Here is a 16,324-nt window from a genome sequence, read left to right on the forward strand (position 1 = left end):
GCCGTTCGCTTCCCGGGCGGCACCGCCGGGCGAGGGGCCGTATATTCGCCGTATTCGCCATGACGCGATACATCCGTCATAAGCGGTATACCCGGCATATCTGGTACGTCCAGCCCGCTGCTTCCTCGGGGGAGAACGGGGAGAAGACCGTGGAGATCGTCGCCTTCGGCGTGCAGGCGGACGAGCGGCCGCTCCTGGAGCAGGCGTTCGCGGGCCGCCATCAGGTCCGCTGCCTGGACGTCTTCCTCAACCGCGACACCGCCCCCATCGCGCACGGCTACGAGGTCGTCTCCACCAGCGTCAACGACGACCTGCGCGCCGAGGTGCTGCAGACCCTCGCGGCCGGCGGCACCAAGATGGTCGCCCAGCGCTCCACCGGCTTCAACAACATCGACCTGGAGGCCGCGGCCGACCTCCTCCTGACCGTCGGCCGGGTCTCCGCCTACTCGCCGTACGCGGTCGCCGAGTTCGCCTGGCTGCTGGCGCTGGCGGTGAACCGGCGGCTGATCCCGGCCACCCACCGCACCCGTAACTTCGACTTCCGGCTGGACGGCCTGATGGGCCGCGATCTGCACGGCCGCACGGCCGGGGTGCTCGGCACCGGCCGGATCGGCACCGCCTTCGCCCGGATCGCCCACGGCTTCGGGATGCGGCTGCTGGGCTGGGACCTCGCGGAGAACCCCGAGTGCCGGGCGCTGGGTATGCACTACGTCCCCCGGGAGCGGCTGTTCGCCGAGGCGGACCTGGTCACCCTGCACGTCCCGCTGACCGACGACACCCGGCACCTGGTCGACGCCGCCGCGCTGGCCGCCATGAAGGACGACGCGATCCTGGTCAACTCCAGCCGCGGCGGGCTGATCGACACCGCGGCCCTGGTCGAGACGCTCAAGGCCCGCCGGCTCACCGGCGTCGGCCTGGACGTCTACGAGGAGGAGGCCGGGCTGTTCTTCCGGGACAAGTCCCTGGACGTCATCGGCGACGACGTCCTGGCCCGGCTGATGACCTTCGCGAACGTGCTGGTCACCTCGCACCAGGCGTACTTCACCGAGGAGGCGGTCGGCCAGATCATCGCGACCACGGTGGCCAACGTGGAGGACCATCTGGCCGGCCGCACCAGCGAGAACCTCCTGGTCAGACGAGGACAGCTGCCAGCAGCCGCGCGGTGACCGCGGCACCGTCGAGGGTCAGCACCGACTCGGGGTGGAACTGCACCCCGGCGAAGCCCGGGCCGCGCAGCGCGTGCACCTCGCCGGTGGTCTCGTCCCGGCTCAACTCCACGCGGTGCATGGCGAGTTCGGCCGCGGTCCGGTCGTCGCAGCGGGCCGTGAAGGTGTTGTAGAAGCCCACCGTCTCGGTCCGCCCGAAGAAGTCGATCCGCTCCTGGGCGCCCTGGAACGGCACCTCCTTGCGGACGATCTCCAACCCCAGCTCGGCGGCGAGGAGTTCGTGGCCCAGGCAGACCCCGAGCAGGCCGTGGCGGTGATCCGCCACCAGGTCGGCGGTGAGGGACCGCAGGAAGCGCATCTTGGGATCGGCGGTGTCGGACGGGTCGCCGGGCCCCGGGCCCAGCACCACCGGTCCCTCGTGCGCCTGGGCGGCCGCGCGCAGCCCCGGCTCGTCGTAGCGGCGGACCGTCACCGTCAGCCCCGAGGTGCGCAGCAGGTGCGCCAGCATCGCGGTGAAGGTGTCCTCGGCGTCGACCACCAGGGCGTGGCCGTCCAGCCCGGCGACCGGGGCGGTGGTCTGCATCCGGAGCCAGAACGGGGCCAGGTCGGCGCGGCGGGCGTCCAGCGCGGCCCGCACCCGCGGGTCGTCGGCCAGCCGCGGCACCGGTCCGGCCGCGGGCCGCGCGGGCGCCGGCCTGACCCCCAGCGCGGTGAGCACCCCGGCCGCCTTGGCGTGCGTCTCGGCGACCTCGCCGGCCGGGTCGGAGGCGCGCACCAGGGTGGCGCCGACCGGCACCCGCAGCCTGCCTTCGGCGCTTACGTCCGCGGTGCGGATCAGGATCGGCGAGTCCAGCGTCTGCGCCCCGCTCGCGTCCCGGCCGATCAGCGCCAGCGCGCCCGCGTAGTAGCCGCGGCCCCGCCCGTCCGGGCCGACCGGCTCGTGCCGCTCGATGACCCGGCAGGCGTTCTGCACCGGCGACCCGGTGACCGTCGCCGCGAACATCGTCTCCTTGAGGACCTCCCGCACGTCCAGGGTGGAGCGGCCGCGCAGCTCGTACTCGGTGTGCGCGAGGTGCGCCATCTCCTTGAGCCGGGGCCCGACCACCACCCCGCCCCGGTCGCCGACGGTGCACATCATCTTCAGTTCCTCGTCGACCACCATCGACAGCTCCTCGACCTCCTTGCGGTCGCCGAGGAACGCCAGCAGGTCCTCCGGGCTGGGCCCCTCGGCCGGATAGCGGTAGGTCCCGCTGATGGGGTTCATCACCACGGTGCCGCCGGCCATCCGGACGTGCACCTCCGGGCTGGCGCCGACCAGCGTGCGCACCCCCGGCCGGTGCACCACGAACGTCCAGTACGCGCCGCGCTCGCCGGCCAGCAGCCGACGGAACAGCGCCAGCGCGTCGGCCGCCGAGAAGCCGGGGATCTCCCCCTCGAAGGTCCGGCGGACGACGAAGTTGGCGCCCTCGCCGGTGCCGATCTCCTCCCGCACCACCCGCTCGACGATCTCCGCGTAGGCCGCGTCGTCGACGTCGAAGGCCCCGTCGTCCACCCGCACGGCATGCGCCGGGAGCGCCGCCAGCAGCGCGTCCAGCGGCAGTTCGTGGCGCTCGGCGGGGCGCAGCACGGCCAGCGGGGTGCCGTCGTCGTGGGCCCGGAAGCCGCGCTCGCGGATCTGCCGGAACGGGACCAGGGCCAGCGCGTCGGTGACCGGCGCGGCCGGCGCCCCCTCGCCGAGCGGGATGTCGGCCAGGCGCCCGACCTCGGTCACCTCGCCGATCAGCACCTCGACGAGGGTGTCGTCCCGGCCCGGTGCGCGGCGGCGGAGCAGGGCGAACGGCGGGCAGGCGGGGTCCAGCAGCCGCTGGACCAGCGCGGCGGCGTCGGGCCGGGTCTGGGGATCGGGGTGCATGGCGGTTCCTTCCGGGAGTGCTTCCGGTACGGAGGGAACGGCCGCGGGAACACCGAAGGCCGCCCCTCGGGCGGCCTTCGCGGTCTGTGGGATGCGTACGCGAATCAGTGGGCCGCCGGCTGGGCGGTCCACCACCAGTTCATGTGCATGGCCGGTCGCGTCTGCATGGCCGGCACCCTACCGGATCTCCGCCGCGGCGTCGTCTCACAGTCCGGATGCCGAAACGGACACCCCGACCGGACCCCGTAATGTGGGGGTGTGACCGTGAACGCTGAAACCCACGCCGGTGGCAACACCTGGCGAGACCTGCCCGCGGCGCAGCAGCCCGACTGGCCGGACCAAGAGGCTCTGCGCGATGTGATCGCGGAGCTGGAGTCCTATCCGCCGCTCGTCTTCGCCGGCGAGTGCGACCAGCTGCGCGAGCGCCTGGGCGCGGTCGCCCGGGGTGAGGCGTTCCTCCTCCAGGGCGGCGACTGCGCGGAGGCGTTCGACGCCGTCTCCGCCGAGCACATCCGCAACAAGCTCAAGACGCTCCTCCAGATGGGCGCCGTGCTGACGTACGCCGGGTCCGTGCCGGTGGTCAAGGTCGGCCGGATCGCCGGCCAGTACAGCAAGCCGCGCTCCAAGCCGACCGAGACCCGCGACGGGGTGACCCTGCCGACCTACCGCGGCGACTCCGTCAACGGCTTCGAGTTCACCCCCGAGGCCCGCATCCCGGACCCGAGGCGGCTCCAGCGGATGTACCACGCCTCCGCGGCGACCCTGAACCTCGTCCGCGCCTTCACCACCGGCGGCTACGCCGACCTGCGCCAGGTGCACGCCTGGAACCAGGACTTCGTGAAGTCCTCGCCCTCCGGCCAGCGGTACGAGGCGCTGGCCCGCGAGATCGACCGGGCGCTGAACTTCATGAACGCCTGCGGGGTGGAGCCGGAGGAGTTCCGGACCGTGGAGTTCTTCGCCTCGCACGAGGCGCTGATCCTGGACTACGAGTCGGCGCTGACCCGCGTGGACTCCCGCACCGGGAAGCTCTACGACGTCTCAGGGCACATGGTCTGGATCGGTGAGCGCACCCGTCAACTGGACGGCGCGCACATCGAGTTCGCCTCCCGGATCCGCAACCCGATCGGTGTGAAGCTCGGCCCGACGACGACGCCGGAGGACGCGCTCACCCTCATCGACCGGCTCGACCCGGACCGCGAGCCCGGCCGGCTCACCTTCATCACGCGCATGGGCGCGGACAAGATCCGCGAGAAGCTGCCCTCCCTGGTGGAGAAGGTCACCGCCTCCGGCGCCCAGGTCGTGTGGATCTGCGACCCGATGCACGGCAACACCTTCGAGGCGGCCTCGGGCCACAAGACCCGCCGCTTCGACGACGTGCTGGACGAGGTCAAGGGCTTCTTCGAGGTCCACAAGAGCCTCGGCACGCACCCGGGCGGCATCCATGTCGAGCTGACCGGTGACGACGTCACCGAGTGCGTGGGCGGCGGCGACGAGATCTTCGTCGACGATCTGCACCAGCGCTACGAGACCGCCTGCGACCCGCGGCTGAACCGCAGCCAGTCGCTGGACCTGGCCTTCCTGGTGGCGGAGATGTACCGCGACCAGTAGCGAGCGGCGTACGACGAGTGGGGCGCGGATCCTGTGATCCGCGCCCCACTGCGTTGCCCCGCGTTGTTCCGCGCCCGCTGCCGCAGGTAAGGTAAGGGTTACCTCACTGACGATCACCGGGATCGGGTGAGGCGCCCTTACGGAGGTGAACCCGCGTGTACGTCTGCTCCTGCTTCGGTATCACCGAGCAGCAGGTCCGCGAGCACGCGGACCGGGGCGCCTGCACGCCCCGGCAGGTCGCCTCCGCCTGCAAGGCCGGCACCGACTGCGGCAGCTGCGTGCGCCGCATCCAGGCGCTGCTGGGCCGGGGCGCGTGCCCCCGCCGGGAGCTGATCGACAGCGGCGCCCCCGACGCGCTGCGGCCGGAGTCCGAGCCGTCGGGCCGGGCATCCGACGAGCCGGCTGTGCCGGGCGTGCCGTCCGTGCCCGCCGTGCCGCCGGCCGCGGAGGCGGACGCACCGGCGCCCGTGGGCCTCCGGGCGGCCGCGTGACCCTCTGAGGCGCCCCGCCGGTGTGCGTCATGCCGGGCCGTCAGCTCGGCTGCTCGATCACCTGGGCGATGTAGAGCGCCTCCCCGAGCTTCTCGACCAGTTCCAGCTGGGTGTCGAGGTAGTCGATGTGGTGCTCCTCGTCGGCGAGGATGTCCTCGAAGATGTTGGCCGAGGTGACGTCCCCCTTGGCCCGCATGATCTCGATGCCGCGCTTGAGCCGGTCGATCGCCTCCACCTCGATCTGCCGGTCGGCCTGGAACATCTCGGTGACGGTCTGGCCGACCCGGACGTGGAACAGCCGCTGGTAGTTCGGCAGCGCTTCGAGGAAGAGGATGCGGTCGGTCAGCGTCTCCGCGTGCTTCATCTCGTCGAAGGACTCGGCGCGGGTGTACTTGGCGAGCTTGTACCAGCCGAAGTTCTCCTGCATCTTCGCGTGCAGGAAGTACTGGTTGATCGCGGTCAGCTCGGCGGTCAGCTGCTCGTTGAGGAATTCGATGACCTCGGGGTCGCCCTGCATGGCTGCGGGCCCCTTTCACGCGAGTTCTGGGCAGGTGCCGCGCATCCTCGCACCGCGCCGAGCAAGCCGTCCAGTAAGTTCACACTTAGCACGAGTTGCCCGATTCCATACCGCCCTGGTCATCGGCACCCTCCGGGGTCTGACACCATGGGGGCATGGGTCAGCCGGAACGTCGCGAAGAGGAGCCTGTGCTGCCTCCGGGACAGCGGCTGCAGCGCGGCTGGCCGGTGACGCACTACGGGCCGGTCCCGAAGTTCCGCCCCGAGCGCTGGGAGTTCCGGGTCTTCGGCGCCACCGCCGACGGGGCCAAGCACTGCTGGACGCACGAGGAGTTCACGGCGCTGCCGTACACCACCGTCGTCGCCGACATGCACTGCGTCACCAAGTTCAGCATGCTGGGCGCCGAGTGGGGCGGGGTGCTGACCCGCACGATCCTGGAGCTGGCGCCGCCCGCGCCCGAGGCCACCCATGTGATGGTGTGGGCCGAGTACGGCTTCAGCTCCAACCTCCGGCTCGGCGACTTCGGCGCCGAGAACTGCCTCTTCGCCACCCACCGCTCCGGCGAACTCCTCACCGCCGAGCACGGCTTCCCGGTCCGGCTCATCGTGCCGCACCTCTACGCCTGGAAGGGCCCCAAGTGGGTCCGCGGCGTCGAGTACATGACGGCCGACCGCCGCGGCTTCTGGGAGGAGCGCGGCTACCACAACCTCGGCGACCCCTGGCGCGAGCAGCGCTACACCTACCAGGAGGAGCCGGGCGAGGGCCCGGAGCTCTGAACCCCGGGGCGGCCCCGCCCGGCCCCGCCCGCTCAGGGCCTCCGCAGCTCCTTCAGCCGCGCCACGTCCGCGGCGTGGCCCTCCTCGCCGCCCGGGGTCTCGATCACCAGCGGGACGCCGCTGGTCGCGGGGTGGGTGAACAGCTCGGCGAACGGCCCCGCGCCGATGTGGCCGGCGCCGATGTTCGCGTGCCGGTCCTTGTGCGCGCCGGCCACGTCCTTGGAGTCGTTGGCGTGGATCAGCTTCAGCCGGCCCTCGCCGGCGACCTCCACCAGCTCGTCCAGCAGCGCCTTCGTCCCGCCGGGCGCCGCCATGTCGTGCCCGGCGGCGAAGGCGTGGCAGGTGTCCAGGCACACCCCGAGCCGCGGATGGCGGTCCAGCGCGTCGAAGTACGGCCCCAGGTCCTCCGCCAGCGCGCACAGCGAGGCGCCCTGGCCGGCCGTGGGCTCCAGCAGCAGCCACGGGTCGTCGTCGTGCGTCAGCTCGTCCAGCAGCGGCCGCACCTGCTCCCTGACCTGCGCCAGCGCCGTCTCCCGGGGCCGTCCGCCGGTCGCCGAGCCGGTGTGCACCACCACCCCGAGCGCGCCGATCTCCCAGCCCCGGCGCAGCGAGTGGCGTAGCGACGCCACGGACTTCTCGACCGTCGCCGCGGTGTGCGAACCGAAGTTGATCAGATAGGGCGCGTGCACATAGGCCGGGATGCCCTCCTCGGCGCACGCCGCGCGGAACGCCGCGTCCTGCTCGGGGCTGCCGGGCGGCGTCGCCCAGCCGCGCGGATTGGCGACGAAGACCTGGACGGCCTCGCAGCCGATCTGCCGGGCGTACGACAGGCCCACCTTGGCCAGGCCGCCGGCCACCGGCACATGGCCGCCGACCGGATTGCGTGCGCGGGCGCGCTGCGCGGCGCCCTCGGGGGACAGGGGAGTACTCACCCTCCCAGGGTGCCAGGTGCCCCGCGACCGACCGCGACCGCCCGCAGGACACCCGGCACGGCAACAGACCTAGAGCGCGCCCTTGAGCCGGATCGTGATCGTGCTGCCCTTGGGGGCCTGCTCGCCGGCCGCGACCGACTGGGAGGCGACGCTGTCCTGCGGGAACAGGAACGGCTTGTCCACCGTGACCGCGAAGCCGAGGTCGGTCAGCGCCTTGGTGGCGTCCGCGGTGCTCTTGCCGCCGACGTCCGGCACCGTGACCATCTCCGGGCCCTTGGACAGCGTCAGGGTGACCGTGTCGCCCTTGCCCAGGGTGCCGCCCGCGCCGGGCGACTGGCGCGCCACCGCGTCCTTCTCCTGCGGCGCGAACACCGGCTGATCGGCGAAGCGCACCTGGAAGCCGGCCTGGCGCAGCGCCGACGCGGCGTCCTGGCGCGCCTTGCCGACCACGTCCGGCACGTTTACCGGCGCGCCCCGGCTGACGGTGAGCGCCACCGCGGTGTCCGGCCGCCGGCTGCTGCCCGCGGCCGGGTCCGTACGGATCACCGACCCCTTGGCGACCTCGTCGCTGAACGTCCGGGTCTCGGTGCCCGGCACCAGGCCCAGGTCGCGCAGCTTGCGCCGGGCGTCCGCGAGCGGGGTGCCGGCCAGATCGGGGACGGTGACCCGCTCCGGGCCGCGGGAGACGACCAGGGTGACCGTGCCGTTGCCGCGGATCCGCTCGCCCGTCCCCGGCTTGGTGGCCATCACATGGCCGCGCCGGACGTTGGCGCTGAAGCCGCGCTCCACCTTCACGCCCAGGCCGTCGTCGCGCAGGGTCTGCTGCGCCTTGGCCTGCGTCATGTCCAGCACCGCCGGGACGTGGGTGAACCGGCCGACGTTGACGTACCAGACGCCGGAGCCGATGCCGAGGACCAGCAGTACGGCCGCCACGATGGTGGTGATCCGCCGCTGCCGGAGCCGCCGGTCGGCCGGCCCCGCGCCGGGCTCGGGGCGCACCGGCCGCAGCCGGGTGGTCCGGCCGTCCGCGGGCGCCGGCTCCGCCGGCGGGATCTCCAGCCGGCTGGTGCGGTCCAGCGGCGCCTCGGCCTCGGCCGGCAGCGGGAGCTGCACACCGGCCGGGCGCGGAATCACGTCCGTCCGCTCCTCGTCCGCGGCGGCCTCCCTGGCCTGCGGCGGGACGACGTCCAACTGCGCGTCGGTGAGCAGCGCGCGGGCCGACCGGGCCCGGGCCAGCAGCGCCACCGCGTCGTGCGGGCGGGCCTCCGGGGCGCGGGCGGTGGCCGCCGCGACCAACTCGTCCAGCTCCGGGGCCAGGCCCGGCACCAGCTGGGAGGGCGGGGTGATCTCGTCGTGCAGATGGCTGTAGAGGATCTGCGCGGCGGAGCCGCCGGTGTGCGGTTTGCCGCCGGTGAGCATCTCGTAGAGCACCACACCGCAGGCGTAGACGTCGACGCGGGCGTCCGCGGTGCCGTGCTCCATCTGCTCGGGGGCCAGATACGAGACCGTGCCCAGGACCGAGCCGGTGGAGGCGGTGGTGTGCGTGTCCACCGCGCGCACCAGGCCGAAGTCGGCGACCTTGACCCGGCCGTCGTCGCCGATCAGGACGTTCTCCGGCTTCATGTCGCGGTGCACCAGGCCGGCGCGGTGCGCGGCCCCCAGCGCGGCCAGGATCGGCTCCAGGATGTCCAGCGCGGCCCGCGGCTGCAGGGCGCCGCGCTCGCGCAGCACGTCGCGCAGGGTGCAGCCGGCGACGTACTCCATCGCCAGATAGACGTAGGTGCCGTCGGTGCCCTGGTCGAAGACGCCGACCACATTGGGATGCGAGAGGCGGGCGACGGACTTGGCCTCCCGGATGAAGCGGTCGACGAACGCCTCGTCCACGGCCAGGCCGGGGTGCATCACCTTCAGTGCGAGCGCACGGTCCAGCCGGGTGTCCATGGCCCGGTAGACGGTGGCCATGCCCCCGGCGGCGATGCGCCCCTCGACGCGATAGCGGCCGTCGAGCAGCCGGCCCACGAGCGGGTCCTGCAGCGTCGTATCCACGGCAGACGAGTCTACGAGCCCGCACCGACACGCCGGACGTCCCGGCCACCCTCCCGGGCGACCGCAGCGGAACCGTGACAAGGGGGGCGGCCGGCTTCCGGCCCGGTCCGGCCCGGAATAATCCGGCTCCGGACGTGGTCGCATCCCAGGGGACAGGGCGCGCCGCCCCCGTTCGCACCACCGCACCAGAGGAAGAGGGGGGAGACCATGAAGGAAGGGGGAGTCCATGACGACGCTGCTGATCGGTGAGCTGGCCCGGCGGACCGACACCACCGAGCGGCTGCTGCGCTACTACGAGGAGCAGGGCCTGCTGAGCCCCGGACGGACGGCCGCCGGCTACCGCCTCTACGAGGAGGCCGACGTCGCCCAGGTCCGCCGCATCCGCACCCTGCTCACCTCCGGGCTGAACACCGCGACCATCGCACAGGTGCTGCCCTGCCTGCGCGACGACGACGGGCGCCTGGTGCCGACCTGTCCGCAGCTGGTCGGCGAGCTGCACCGGGAGCGGGCCCGGCTCACCGACTCCATCGAGGCGCTGCTGGCCTCCCGGGACCTGCTCGACGAGGTGATCACCGCCGCCCCGGCGGAGTTCGCGGACCGGGCCGGGGCGGCGGACCGCGTGCCCTAGAAGGCCGGCCGCTCCGGGTCCAGCTCCGGTACACCCTCGGTCGGCGAGGACGCCAGCGCGAAGTGGCGGCGCGGGATCCGGCCCGCGCGGTGTGCCAGCCGGCCCGCCGCCACCGCGTGCCGCATCGCCGACGCCATCAGCTCCGGCTCCTGCGCACGGGTCACCGCCGACGCCAGCATCACCGCCGCACAGCCCAGCTCCATGGCGAGCGCGGCGTCCGAGGCGGTGCCGGCGCCGGCGTCCAGGATGACCGGGACACCCGCGCGCTCGGTGATCAGCTGGAAGTTGTGCGGATTGCGGATGCCCAGGCCGGAGCCGATCGGCGAACCGAGCGGCATGATCGCCGCACAGCCCACGTCCTCCAGCTTCCGGGCCAGGACCGGATCGTCGTTGGTGTACGGGAGCACGGTGAACCCGTCGTCCACGAGGATCTCGGCGGCGTCCAGCAGCTCCACCGGGTCCGGCAGCAGGGTCCGCTCGTCGGCGACGACCTCCAGCTTGACCCAGTCCGTGCCGAGCGCCTCCCGGGCGAGCCGGGCGGTGAGCACCGCCTCGCCCGCGGTGAAGCAGCCCGCGGTGTTCGGCAGCACCCGGATCCCGTTCCGGGTGAGGACGGAGAGCACTGAGCCCTGCACGGTCGGGTCCAGCCGCCGCATGGCGACGGTCGTCAGCTCCGTGCCGGAGGCCAGCAGGGCACGCTCCAGGACGTCGAGGCTCGGCGCGCCGCCGGTGCCCATGATGAGCCGGGACCGCAAGGAGGTCCCGGCGATGGTGAGCGGGTCGGCGCCGGCGGGGCCGGTGCCGGGCGCCGCGGGGGCGGTGCCCCGTTCGACTGCGGTGTCGGTCATGTCGGCGGATCAGCCTCCCTGGACGGCGGTCAGCACCTCGACGCGGTCGCCGTCGCCGAGCGCGGTGGTGGGCCACTGGCTGCGCGGCACCACGGTCTCGTTGACCGCGGCCGCCACCCCGGTCGGTGCCTGGGACAGCGTGGCGACCAGCCGGTCGAGGGTCAGGCCGCCGGGGATCCGGCGGGCCTCCCCGTTGACGGAGACGGACACCGTGAGGCCCTCGGGGGCGCCGGAGTTGTCCGTGCTATCGGCGATGTCGGCTGGGTCGTTGGTGTCGGGGATACCGGGCGTACCGGCGGCGCTCATACGGGCTGCTCCTCTGCGGCGCGGGTGCGCTGTTCCTCCTGGACGGTGGGGGAGAAGCGCGCGGGGGAGAAGGGGCGGGCCACTTCCGGGACGGTCCCGGTGGACAGCAGCTCGGCCATCGCGTCCCCGGTGACCGGCGTCAGCAGGACGCCGTTGCGGAAGTGGCCGGTGGCCAGGTGGAGGCCGGGCAGCGCGGTCGGCCCGAGCAGCGGCGCGTTGTCGGGCGAGCCGGGGCGCAGCCCGGCCAGGCTCTCGGTCAGTGGCAGTTCGGTGAGGCCCGGGACCAGCTCGTGGGCGTCCCGCAGCAGCTCGTAGACCCCGCCGGCGGTGACCGTGGTGTCCCAGCCCAGTTCCTCGGTGGTGGCGCCGAGGACCAGTTCACCGCTCTCCCGGGGCACCAGGTAGACGGGACTGCCCCGGACCACGGCCCGTACGGTGCGGGAGAGGAACGGCGGGCCGCCCGGCGGCGGTTCCGGCAGCCGCAGCCGCAGTACGTGCCCCTTGACGGGGCGCACCGGCGGCCGCACGGCCTCCGGGACGCCCGCCAGCCGGCCGCTGAGACTGCCCCCGGCCAGGACGACCTGACCGGCCGACAGCCGTGTCCCGTCGGCGAGTTCGACGCCCGAGGCGTGCCCGCCGGCGGTCGTCAGGCGCTCCGCCCGCGTGCGGTGGAAGGCCACCCCGGCCCGCTCGCAGGCGGCCAGCAGGGCGCCCGTCAGCCGGCGCGGATCGACCTGGTGGTCGCCGTCCACCCGGAGGCCGCCGCGCACCCCGGGGGCGAGCATCGGCTCCAGCCGGCGGCACTCCCGCCCGGTCAGCCACTGCGAGTCCAGCCCGCAGCGGACCTGGAGGGCGTGCAGTTCCCGCAGGTGGGCGCGGTCGTCGGCGTCCAGTGCGACCTGAAGGGTGCCGCACCGCCGGTAGCCGATGCGCTGCCCGCTCGCCTCCTCCAGTTCCCGGGTGAACTCCGGATACCGTTGCGCCGAGGCGAGGTTGAGCCCCAGCAGCGTCTCCTCGCCGTAGTGCAGCTCGGTGACCGCGGCCAGCATTCCGGCCGCGACCTGTGCCGCGCCGCCGCCGGGCGCGGGGTCGGCGACCGCGACCCGCAGCCCGCGGCCGGCCGCCCGCCAGGCGGTGGCCAGCCCGATGATGCCGCCGCCGACGACCAGCACATCGGGGTGCCGGTCCGCCGCCCGCGGCGGGTCCGATGGTGTGGCAGATGGATGCATGGGCGTCCAGCCCCTCCCTTCGCCGGCATGACCCGGATCAGGTTCGTACGGTCGGAGGCCGGTCAGCCTCCCTCTCAGCCCGGTGCGTCCGGGCTCCCGCGAGTGCGTGCACCGGTCACCCTAGTACGGGCCGCGGACCGCCGTAAGGGAGCGGCCGGGCCACGGGCCGGGCCGCCCGCGGGCCGTGCCCCGGCGTCCCGGCTTGTGACGCTGTGTCAGAGATCTCCTTGCGCGGTGCTGCGGGCCGCGTCGCCCGCCGTCCTAAAGTGAGCGGGTGAGCGAGCAGAGCAAGTCTCCCCAGGCCCCTGACCGCACGCCGCGGGTGGTGATCGCCGGCGCGGGGATGGCGGGTGTGCAGACCGCCGTGGCCCTGCGCGAACAAGGCTGGCGCGGCGCGATCACGCTCCTCGGCGACGAGCCGCACCAGCCCTACGACCGCCCCCCGCTGTCCAAGGCGGTACTGCTCGGCAAGGCCGACGGCTCCGCGTTCGACATCGACTTCGCCGGCCTCGGCATCGACCTCCACCTCGGCCGCCCGGTCACCGCGCTGCGCCCCGGGGAGCACGTCGTCGAGACCGCCGAGGGCCCGGTCCGCTACGACTACGCGGTCATCGCCACCGGCGCCGAGCCGGTCCGGCTGCCCGGCAGCGAGGGGCTCCCCGGCGTCCACCTGCTGCGCACCCTGGACGACGCCGAACGGCTGCGCCCGGTGCTCGCCGCCCAGCACCGCGTCGTGGTGGTGGGAGCCGGCTGGATCGGCGCCGAGTTCGCCACCGCCGCCCGCGAGGCCGGCTGCGAGGTCACCGTCGTCGAGGCCGCCGAGCACCCGCTGGCCGGCGCGCTGCCCGCCGAGGTCGCCGCGTACATGACCGGCTGGTACGCGGACGCGGGCGCCGAGCTGCGCACCGGCGCCCGCGTCGCCTCCGTCACCGGCGACGCGGTGACGCTCGCCGACGGCACCGTGCTGCCCGCCGACGCCGTGGTCGTCGGGGTCGGCGCCCGCCCCGCCACCGCCTGGCTGGCCGGCTCCGGCGTCGCGCTCTCGCCCGAGGACGGCTCGGTGCTGGCCGACGAGCGGCTGCGCACCTCCGTCCCCGGGGTCTACGCGGTCGGCGACTGCGCCTCCTTCCCGTCGGCCCGTTATGGCATCCGGCTGCTGGTCCACCACTGGGACAACGCCCTCCAGGGGCCCCGCACGGTGGCCGAGAACATCGCCCGCGGCGAGGCGGAGGGCGTCGTCTACGACCCGGTGCCGTACTTCTGGTCCGAGCAGTTCGGGCGGTTCGTGCAGTACGCCGGTCATCACGTGGACGCCGACGAACTGGTCTGGCGCGGCGATCCGGCCGGCGCCGCCTGGTCGGTGATCTGGCTCCGGGGCACCCGGGAGCCGGCCGGGGGCGGCGCGGGGCGGCCGGCGGGCCGGCTGGTCGCGCTGCTGGCCGTGGGGCGGCCCCGGGACCTGGCACAAGGGCGCCGGCTCATCGAGAAGGGCGCGCTGCTCGACCGGGAGCGGGCCGCGGACGCGACCGTTCCGCTCAAGTCCGCGGTCCTGTAGGGCGGTCCGGGCCCGGGCCGCCGGACGGGGGCGGCGCGCCCCGGCCCGCCGCCGCTCACCCGGCGGTGTGCACGCGCGCCCCGACGGCGATGCCCGGCTACCGGCTGTCAGTGGGAGGTGGCACGCTTGTCCTGTGACCGAGATTGACGCAAACATCGATGGACTCGTCCCCGCCTGGCTCACCCTCCCCGACATCGCCGAGGAACTCGGCGTCGAGGTGACCCGCGTGCGGCAGCTGGTGAAGGAGGGCCAGCTGATCGCCGTGCGCCGCGGCGAGAACCGCGTGCTCCAGGTGCCCGCCGAATTCATCAAGGACGGCAAGGTCCTCAAGGGGCTCGCCGGCACGCTGACCCTCCTCAAGGACGACGGCTTCACCGACGAGGAGATGCTGGAGTGGCTCTTCACCGCCGATGACACCCTGCCCGGCACCCCGGCGCAGGCGCTGCGCGAGAATCGCGGCACGGAGGTCAAGCGCCGGGCCCAGGCGCTGGCCGTCTGACGCACCGCGTCCCGCAGCAACCGCACCACACCACCGCATCCACGCGGCGTACGGACCGGCCCGCCCGGTCCGTACGCCGCCGACGAGGGGGAAAGCCGCCCCATGACCACCGCTCGACAGGCCCTGGCCGACGCCCGGCTCTATCTGTGCACCGACGCGCGCACCCGCCAGGGCGACCTCCCGCAGTTCCTGGACGCGGTGCTGTCCTCGGGCGTGGACATCGTCCAGCTGCGCGACAAGGGCATGGAGGCCGGCGAGGAGCTGCGCCACCTGGAGGTCTTCGCGGACGCCTGCCGGCGCCACGGCACCCTGCTCGCGGTCAACGACCGCGCGGACGTCGCCCACGCCGCCGGCGCCGAGGTGCTCCACCTCGGCCAGGGGGACCTGCCGGTCCCGGCCGCCCGCGCCCTCCTCGGCCCGGAGCCCCTGATAGGCCGCTCCACCCACGCCGAGGCGGAGGTGGACGCCGCGCTCACCGAGCCCGGCGTGGACTACTTCTGCACCGGCCCCTGCTGGCCCACCCCGACCAAGCCCGGCCGGCCCGCCCCCGGGCTGGATCTCGTCCGGTACGCCGCGGCGCGCGCGCCCGAGCGCCCCTGGTTCGCCATCGGCGGAATCGACGCCGGCAATCTCGACGAGGTGCTGGCCGCCGGCGCCCGCCGGGTGGTGGTGGTCCGCGCGCTCACCGAGGCCGACGACCCGGGCGCGGCCGCCGCGGAACTCGCCAAGCGCATCCGGACCTGGTCCGCCTGAGCAGCGGCCGGCGCCCCCGGGGAGCCCCGGGATGGCCGCGAGATGTCCACGTGGTGGACAGGAACCGCACCAACCAGGCATTACGCCGATGCCGGTTGGTGTCCGCCCGGGGTGTGGTTAACCTGCCGGTATGGCCCTAGGTACAGCTTCCACCAGGACTGATCGCGCACGAACCGTGCGCGACCTGCTTGCCTCCGGTAAGCGCTCCTACTCGTTCGAGTTCGCCGCCCCGAAGACGGAGAAGGGCGAGCGGACGCTGTGGAACGCCATCCGCCGCATCGAGGCCGTCGCCCCGACCTTCGTGTCGGTGACCTACGGAGCCGGTGGCACCTCCCGCGACGGCACGGTCCGCGCCACCGAGCGCATCGCCACCGACACCACCCTCACCCCGGTCGCCCACCTGACCGCGGTCAACCACTCCACCGCCGAGCTGCGCAACGTCATCGGCCAGTACGCCGACGCCGGGATCCGCAACATGCTCGCGCTGCGCGGCGACCCGCCGGGCGACCCCATGGGCGAGTGGATCAAGCACCCAGACGGCGTCGTGTACGCCGCCGACCTGGTCCGGCTGATCAAGGAGTCCGGCGACTTCTGCGTCGGCGTGGCCGCCTTCCCCGAGATGCATCCGCGCTCGACGGACTGGGACACCGACATCCGGCACTTCGTCGACAAGTGCCGCGCGGGCGCCGACTTCGCCATCACGCAGATGTTCTTCTACCCGGAGGACTACCTCCGGCTGCGCGACCGGGTCCACGCCGCGGGTTGCCCGACGCCCATCATTCCGGAGATCATGCCGGTCACCAACGTGCGCCAGATCGAGCGGTTCGCGCAGCTCAGCAATGCCGCCTTCCCGCCCGAGCTCGCAGCGCGCATCCTCGCCGTCAAGGACGACCCGGCGGCGGTACGCTCCATTGGCATCGAGTACGCGACGGACCTGTGTGCGCGCTTGATGGCCGAGGACGTGCCCGGGTTGCACTTCATCACCCTGAACCACTCCACGGCGACGCTGGAAATCTACGAGAATCTGGGGCTGCACCAGCGGCCCTGAGCACGGCGGC

The 16,324-nt window shown here is 73.7% G+C and carries 16 protein-coding genes and 1 riboswitch; of the genes, 9 read left to right on the forward strand and 7 right to left on the reverse strand.

Annotated elements, in window-relative coordinates:
• Positions 1–149: 149 nt before the first annotated feature.
• Positions 150–1,166, forward strand: coding sequence for a 2-hydroxyacid dehydrogenase (locus tag ACRAS8_RS26135; RefSeq protein ID WP_438490595.1), 1,017 nt, complete (start codon positions 150–152; stop codon positions 1,164–1,166).
• Here ACRAS8_RS26135 and ACRAS8_RS26140 read toward each other — a convergent pair.
• Positions 1,132–3,078 (reverse strand): anthranilate synthase family protein, encoded by a 1,947-nt coding sequence (locus tag ACRAS8_RS26140; protein ID WP_438488444.1) that lies wholly within the window; start codon positions 3,076–3,078, stop codon positions 1,132–1,134. The genes ACRAS8_RS26135 and ACRAS8_RS26140 overlap by 35 nt on opposite strands.
• A gap of 258 nt (positions 3,079–3,336) precedes the next feature.
• Between ACRAS8_RS26140 and ACRAS8_RS26145 the strand changes: the two genes are divergently transcribed.
• Together ACRAS8_RS26145 and ACRAS8_RS26150 are read left to right on the forward strand one after the other, a co-directional pair.
• Complete coding sequence (locus ACRAS8_RS26145; protein WP_438488445.1) at positions 3,337–4,686, forward strand: class II 3-deoxy-7-phosphoheptulonate synthase; 1,350 nt, start codon at positions 3,337–3,339, stop codon at positions 4,684–4,686.
• Between the two features lie 155 nt (positions 4,687–4,841).
• The gene (locus tag ACRAS8_RS26150; protein ID WP_438488446.1) at positions 4,842–5,177 is read left to right on the forward strand and encodes a (2Fe-2S)-binding protein; all 336 of its coding nucleotides are present in this window, start codon (positions 4,842–4,844) and stop codon (positions 5,175–5,177) included.
• 40 nt (positions 5,178–5,217) lie between these two features.
• On the opposite strand, the gene bfr is transcribed toward ACRAS8_RS26150, so the two are convergent.
• Positions 5,218–5,694 carry a bacterioferritin gene (gene bfr / locus ACRAS8_RS26155; protein WP_438488447.1) on the reverse strand — a complete coding sequence of 159 codons (477 nt, stop codon included), beginning with the start codon at positions 5,692–5,694 and terminating at the stop codon, positions 5,218–5,220.
• A 155-nt stretch (positions 5,695–5,849) separates the two neighbouring features.
• On the opposite strand from bfr, the gene ACRAS8_RS26160 reads away from it, so the two are divergent.
• Positions 5,850–6,470 (forward strand): sulfite oxidase-like oxidoreductase, encoded by a 621-nt coding sequence (locus ACRAS8_RS26160; protein WP_438488448.1) that lies wholly within the window; start codon positions 5,850–5,852, stop codon positions 6,468–6,470.
• A gap of 32 nt (positions 6,471–6,502) precedes the next feature.
• Here ACRAS8_RS26160 and ACRAS8_RS26165 read toward each other — a convergent pair whose 3' ends face one another.
• Together ACRAS8_RS26165 and pknB are read right to left on the reverse strand one after the other, a co-directional pair.
• A complete protein-coding gene (locus ACRAS8_RS26165; RefSeq protein ID WP_438488449.1) occupies positions 6,503–7,402 on the reverse strand; it encodes a deoxyribonuclease IV in 900 nt (299 codons plus the stop codon).
• A 69-nt stretch (positions 7,403–7,471) separates the two neighbouring features.
• Positions 7,472–9,448, reverse strand: a complete 1,977-nt coding sequence (gene pknB, locus ACRAS8_RS26170) for a Stk1 family PASTA domain-containing Ser/Thr kinase (protein WP_438488450.1) — start codon at positions 9,446–9,448, stop codon at positions 7,472–7,474.
• A gap of 226 nt (positions 9,449–9,674) precedes the next feature.
• Here pknB and ACRAS8_RS26175 point away from each other — a divergent pair, with 226 nt between their 5' ends.
• On the forward strand, positions 9,675–10,076 hold the full coding sequence (locus ACRAS8_RS26175) for a MerR family transcriptional regulator (RefSeq protein ID WP_438488451.1): 402 nt from the start codon (positions 9,675–9,677) through the stop codon (positions 10,074–10,076).
• On the opposite strand, the gene ACRAS8_RS26180 is transcribed toward ACRAS8_RS26175, so the two are convergent.
• From ACRAS8_RS26180 to thiO, 3 genes are all read right to left on the reverse strand, one after another.
• On the reverse strand, positions 10,073–10,924 hold the full coding sequence (locus tag ACRAS8_RS26180) for a thiazole synthase (protein ID WP_438488452.1): 852 nt from the start codon (positions 10,922–10,924) through the stop codon (positions 10,073–10,075). The two genes, ACRAS8_RS26175 and ACRAS8_RS26180, sit on opposite strands and share 4 nt — an antisense overlap.
• Before the next feature lie 9 nt (positions 10,925–10,933).
• Positions 10,934–11,134 carry a sulfur carrier protein ThiS gene (gene thiS / locus ACRAS8_RS26185; protein ID WP_438490596.1) on the reverse strand — a complete coding sequence of 67 codons (201 nt, stop codon included), beginning with the start codon at positions 11,132–11,134 and terminating at the stop codon, positions 10,934–10,936.
• A 92-nt stretch (positions 11,135–11,226) separates the two neighbouring features.
• Positions 11,227–12,459, reverse strand: coding sequence for a glycine oxidase ThiO (gene thiO / locus ACRAS8_RS26190; RefSeq protein WP_438488453.1), 1,233 nt, complete (start codon positions 12,457–12,459; stop codon positions 11,227–11,229).
• Positions 12,457–12,569, reverse strand: a riboswitch (TPP riboswitch). (Overlaps the previous gene by 3 nt.)
• A 164-nt stretch (positions 12,570–12,733) precedes the next feature.
• On the opposite strand from thiO, the gene ACRAS8_RS26195 reads away from it, so the two are divergent.
• The 4 genes from ACRAS8_RS26195 to metF all read left to right on the forward strand — a co-directional run bounded on the left by ACRAS8_RS26195 (position 12,734) and on the right by metF (position 16,314).
• On the forward strand, positions 12,734–14,014 hold the full coding sequence (locus tag ACRAS8_RS26195; protein WP_438488454.1) for an NAD(P)/FAD-dependent oxidoreductase: 1,281 nt from the start codon (positions 12,734–12,736) through the stop codon (positions 14,012–14,014).
• A 133-nt stretch (positions 14,015–14,147) separates the two neighbouring features.
• Positions 14,148–14,513 carry an Rv2175c family DNA-binding protein gene (locus ACRAS8_RS26200; protein WP_438488455.1) on the forward strand — a complete coding sequence of 122 codons (366 nt, stop codon included), beginning with the start codon at positions 14,148–14,150 and terminating at the stop codon, positions 14,511–14,513.
• 102 nt (positions 14,514–14,615) lie between these two features.
• The gene (thiE, locus tag ACRAS8_RS26205; RefSeq protein ID WP_438488456.1) at positions 14,616–15,266 is read left to right on the forward strand and encodes a thiamine phosphate synthase; all 651 of its coding nucleotides are present in this window, start codon (positions 14,616–14,618) and stop codon (positions 15,264–15,266) included.
• A gap of 130 nt (positions 15,267–15,396) precedes the next feature.
• Positions 15,397–16,314 carry a methylenetetrahydrofolate reductase [NAD(P)H] gene (metF, locus tag ACRAS8_RS26210; protein ID WP_438488457.1) on the forward strand — a complete coding sequence of 306 codons (918 nt, stop codon included), beginning with the start codon at positions 15,397–15,399 and terminating at the stop codon, positions 16,312–16,314.
• The last annotated feature ends 10 nt before the right edge of the window (positions 16,315–16,324 follow it).

It is taken from the genome of Streptomyces sp. S186 (genome assembly GCF_051603415.1).
In the GTDB taxonomy this organism is placed as follows: Bacteria; Actinomycetota; Actinomycetes; order Streptomycetales; family Streptomycetaceae; genus Streptomyces.

Excerpts from the sequence above, each read along its gene's own strand:
- ACRAS8_RS26140 (WP_438488444.1), bottom strand. The coding sequence starts at position 3,078 with ATGCACCCCGATCCCCAGACCCGGCCCGACGCCGCCGCGCTGGTCCAG.
- thiE (WP_438488456.1), top strand. The coding sequence starts at position 14,616 with ATGACCACCGCTCGACAGGCCCTGGCCGACGCCCGGCTCTATCTGTGC.
- metF (WP_438488457.1), top strand. The coding sequence starts at position 15,397 with ATGGCCCTAGGTACAGCTTCCACCAGGACTGATCGCGCACGAACCGTG.
- ACRAS8_RS26180 (WP_438488452.1), bottom strand. The coding sequence starts at position 10,924 with ATGACCGACACCGCAGTCGAACGGGGCACCGCCCCCGCGGCGCCCGGC.
- ACRAS8_RS26175 (WP_438488451.1), top strand. The coding sequence starts at position 9,675 with ATGACGACGCTGCTGATCGGTGAGCTGGCCCGGCGGACCGACACCACC.
- bfr (WP_438488447.1), bottom strand. The coding sequence starts at position 5,694 with ATGCAGGGCGACCCCGAGGTCATCGAATTCCTCAACGAGCAGCTGACC.
- ACRAS8_RS26160 (WP_438488448.1), top strand. The coding sequence starts at position 5,850 with ATGGGTCAGCCGGAACGTCGCGAAGAGGAGCCTGTGCTGCCTCCGGGA.
- thiO (WP_438488453.1), bottom strand. The coding sequence starts at position 12,459 with ATGCATCCATCTGCCACACCATCGGACCCGCCGCGGGCGGCGGACCGG.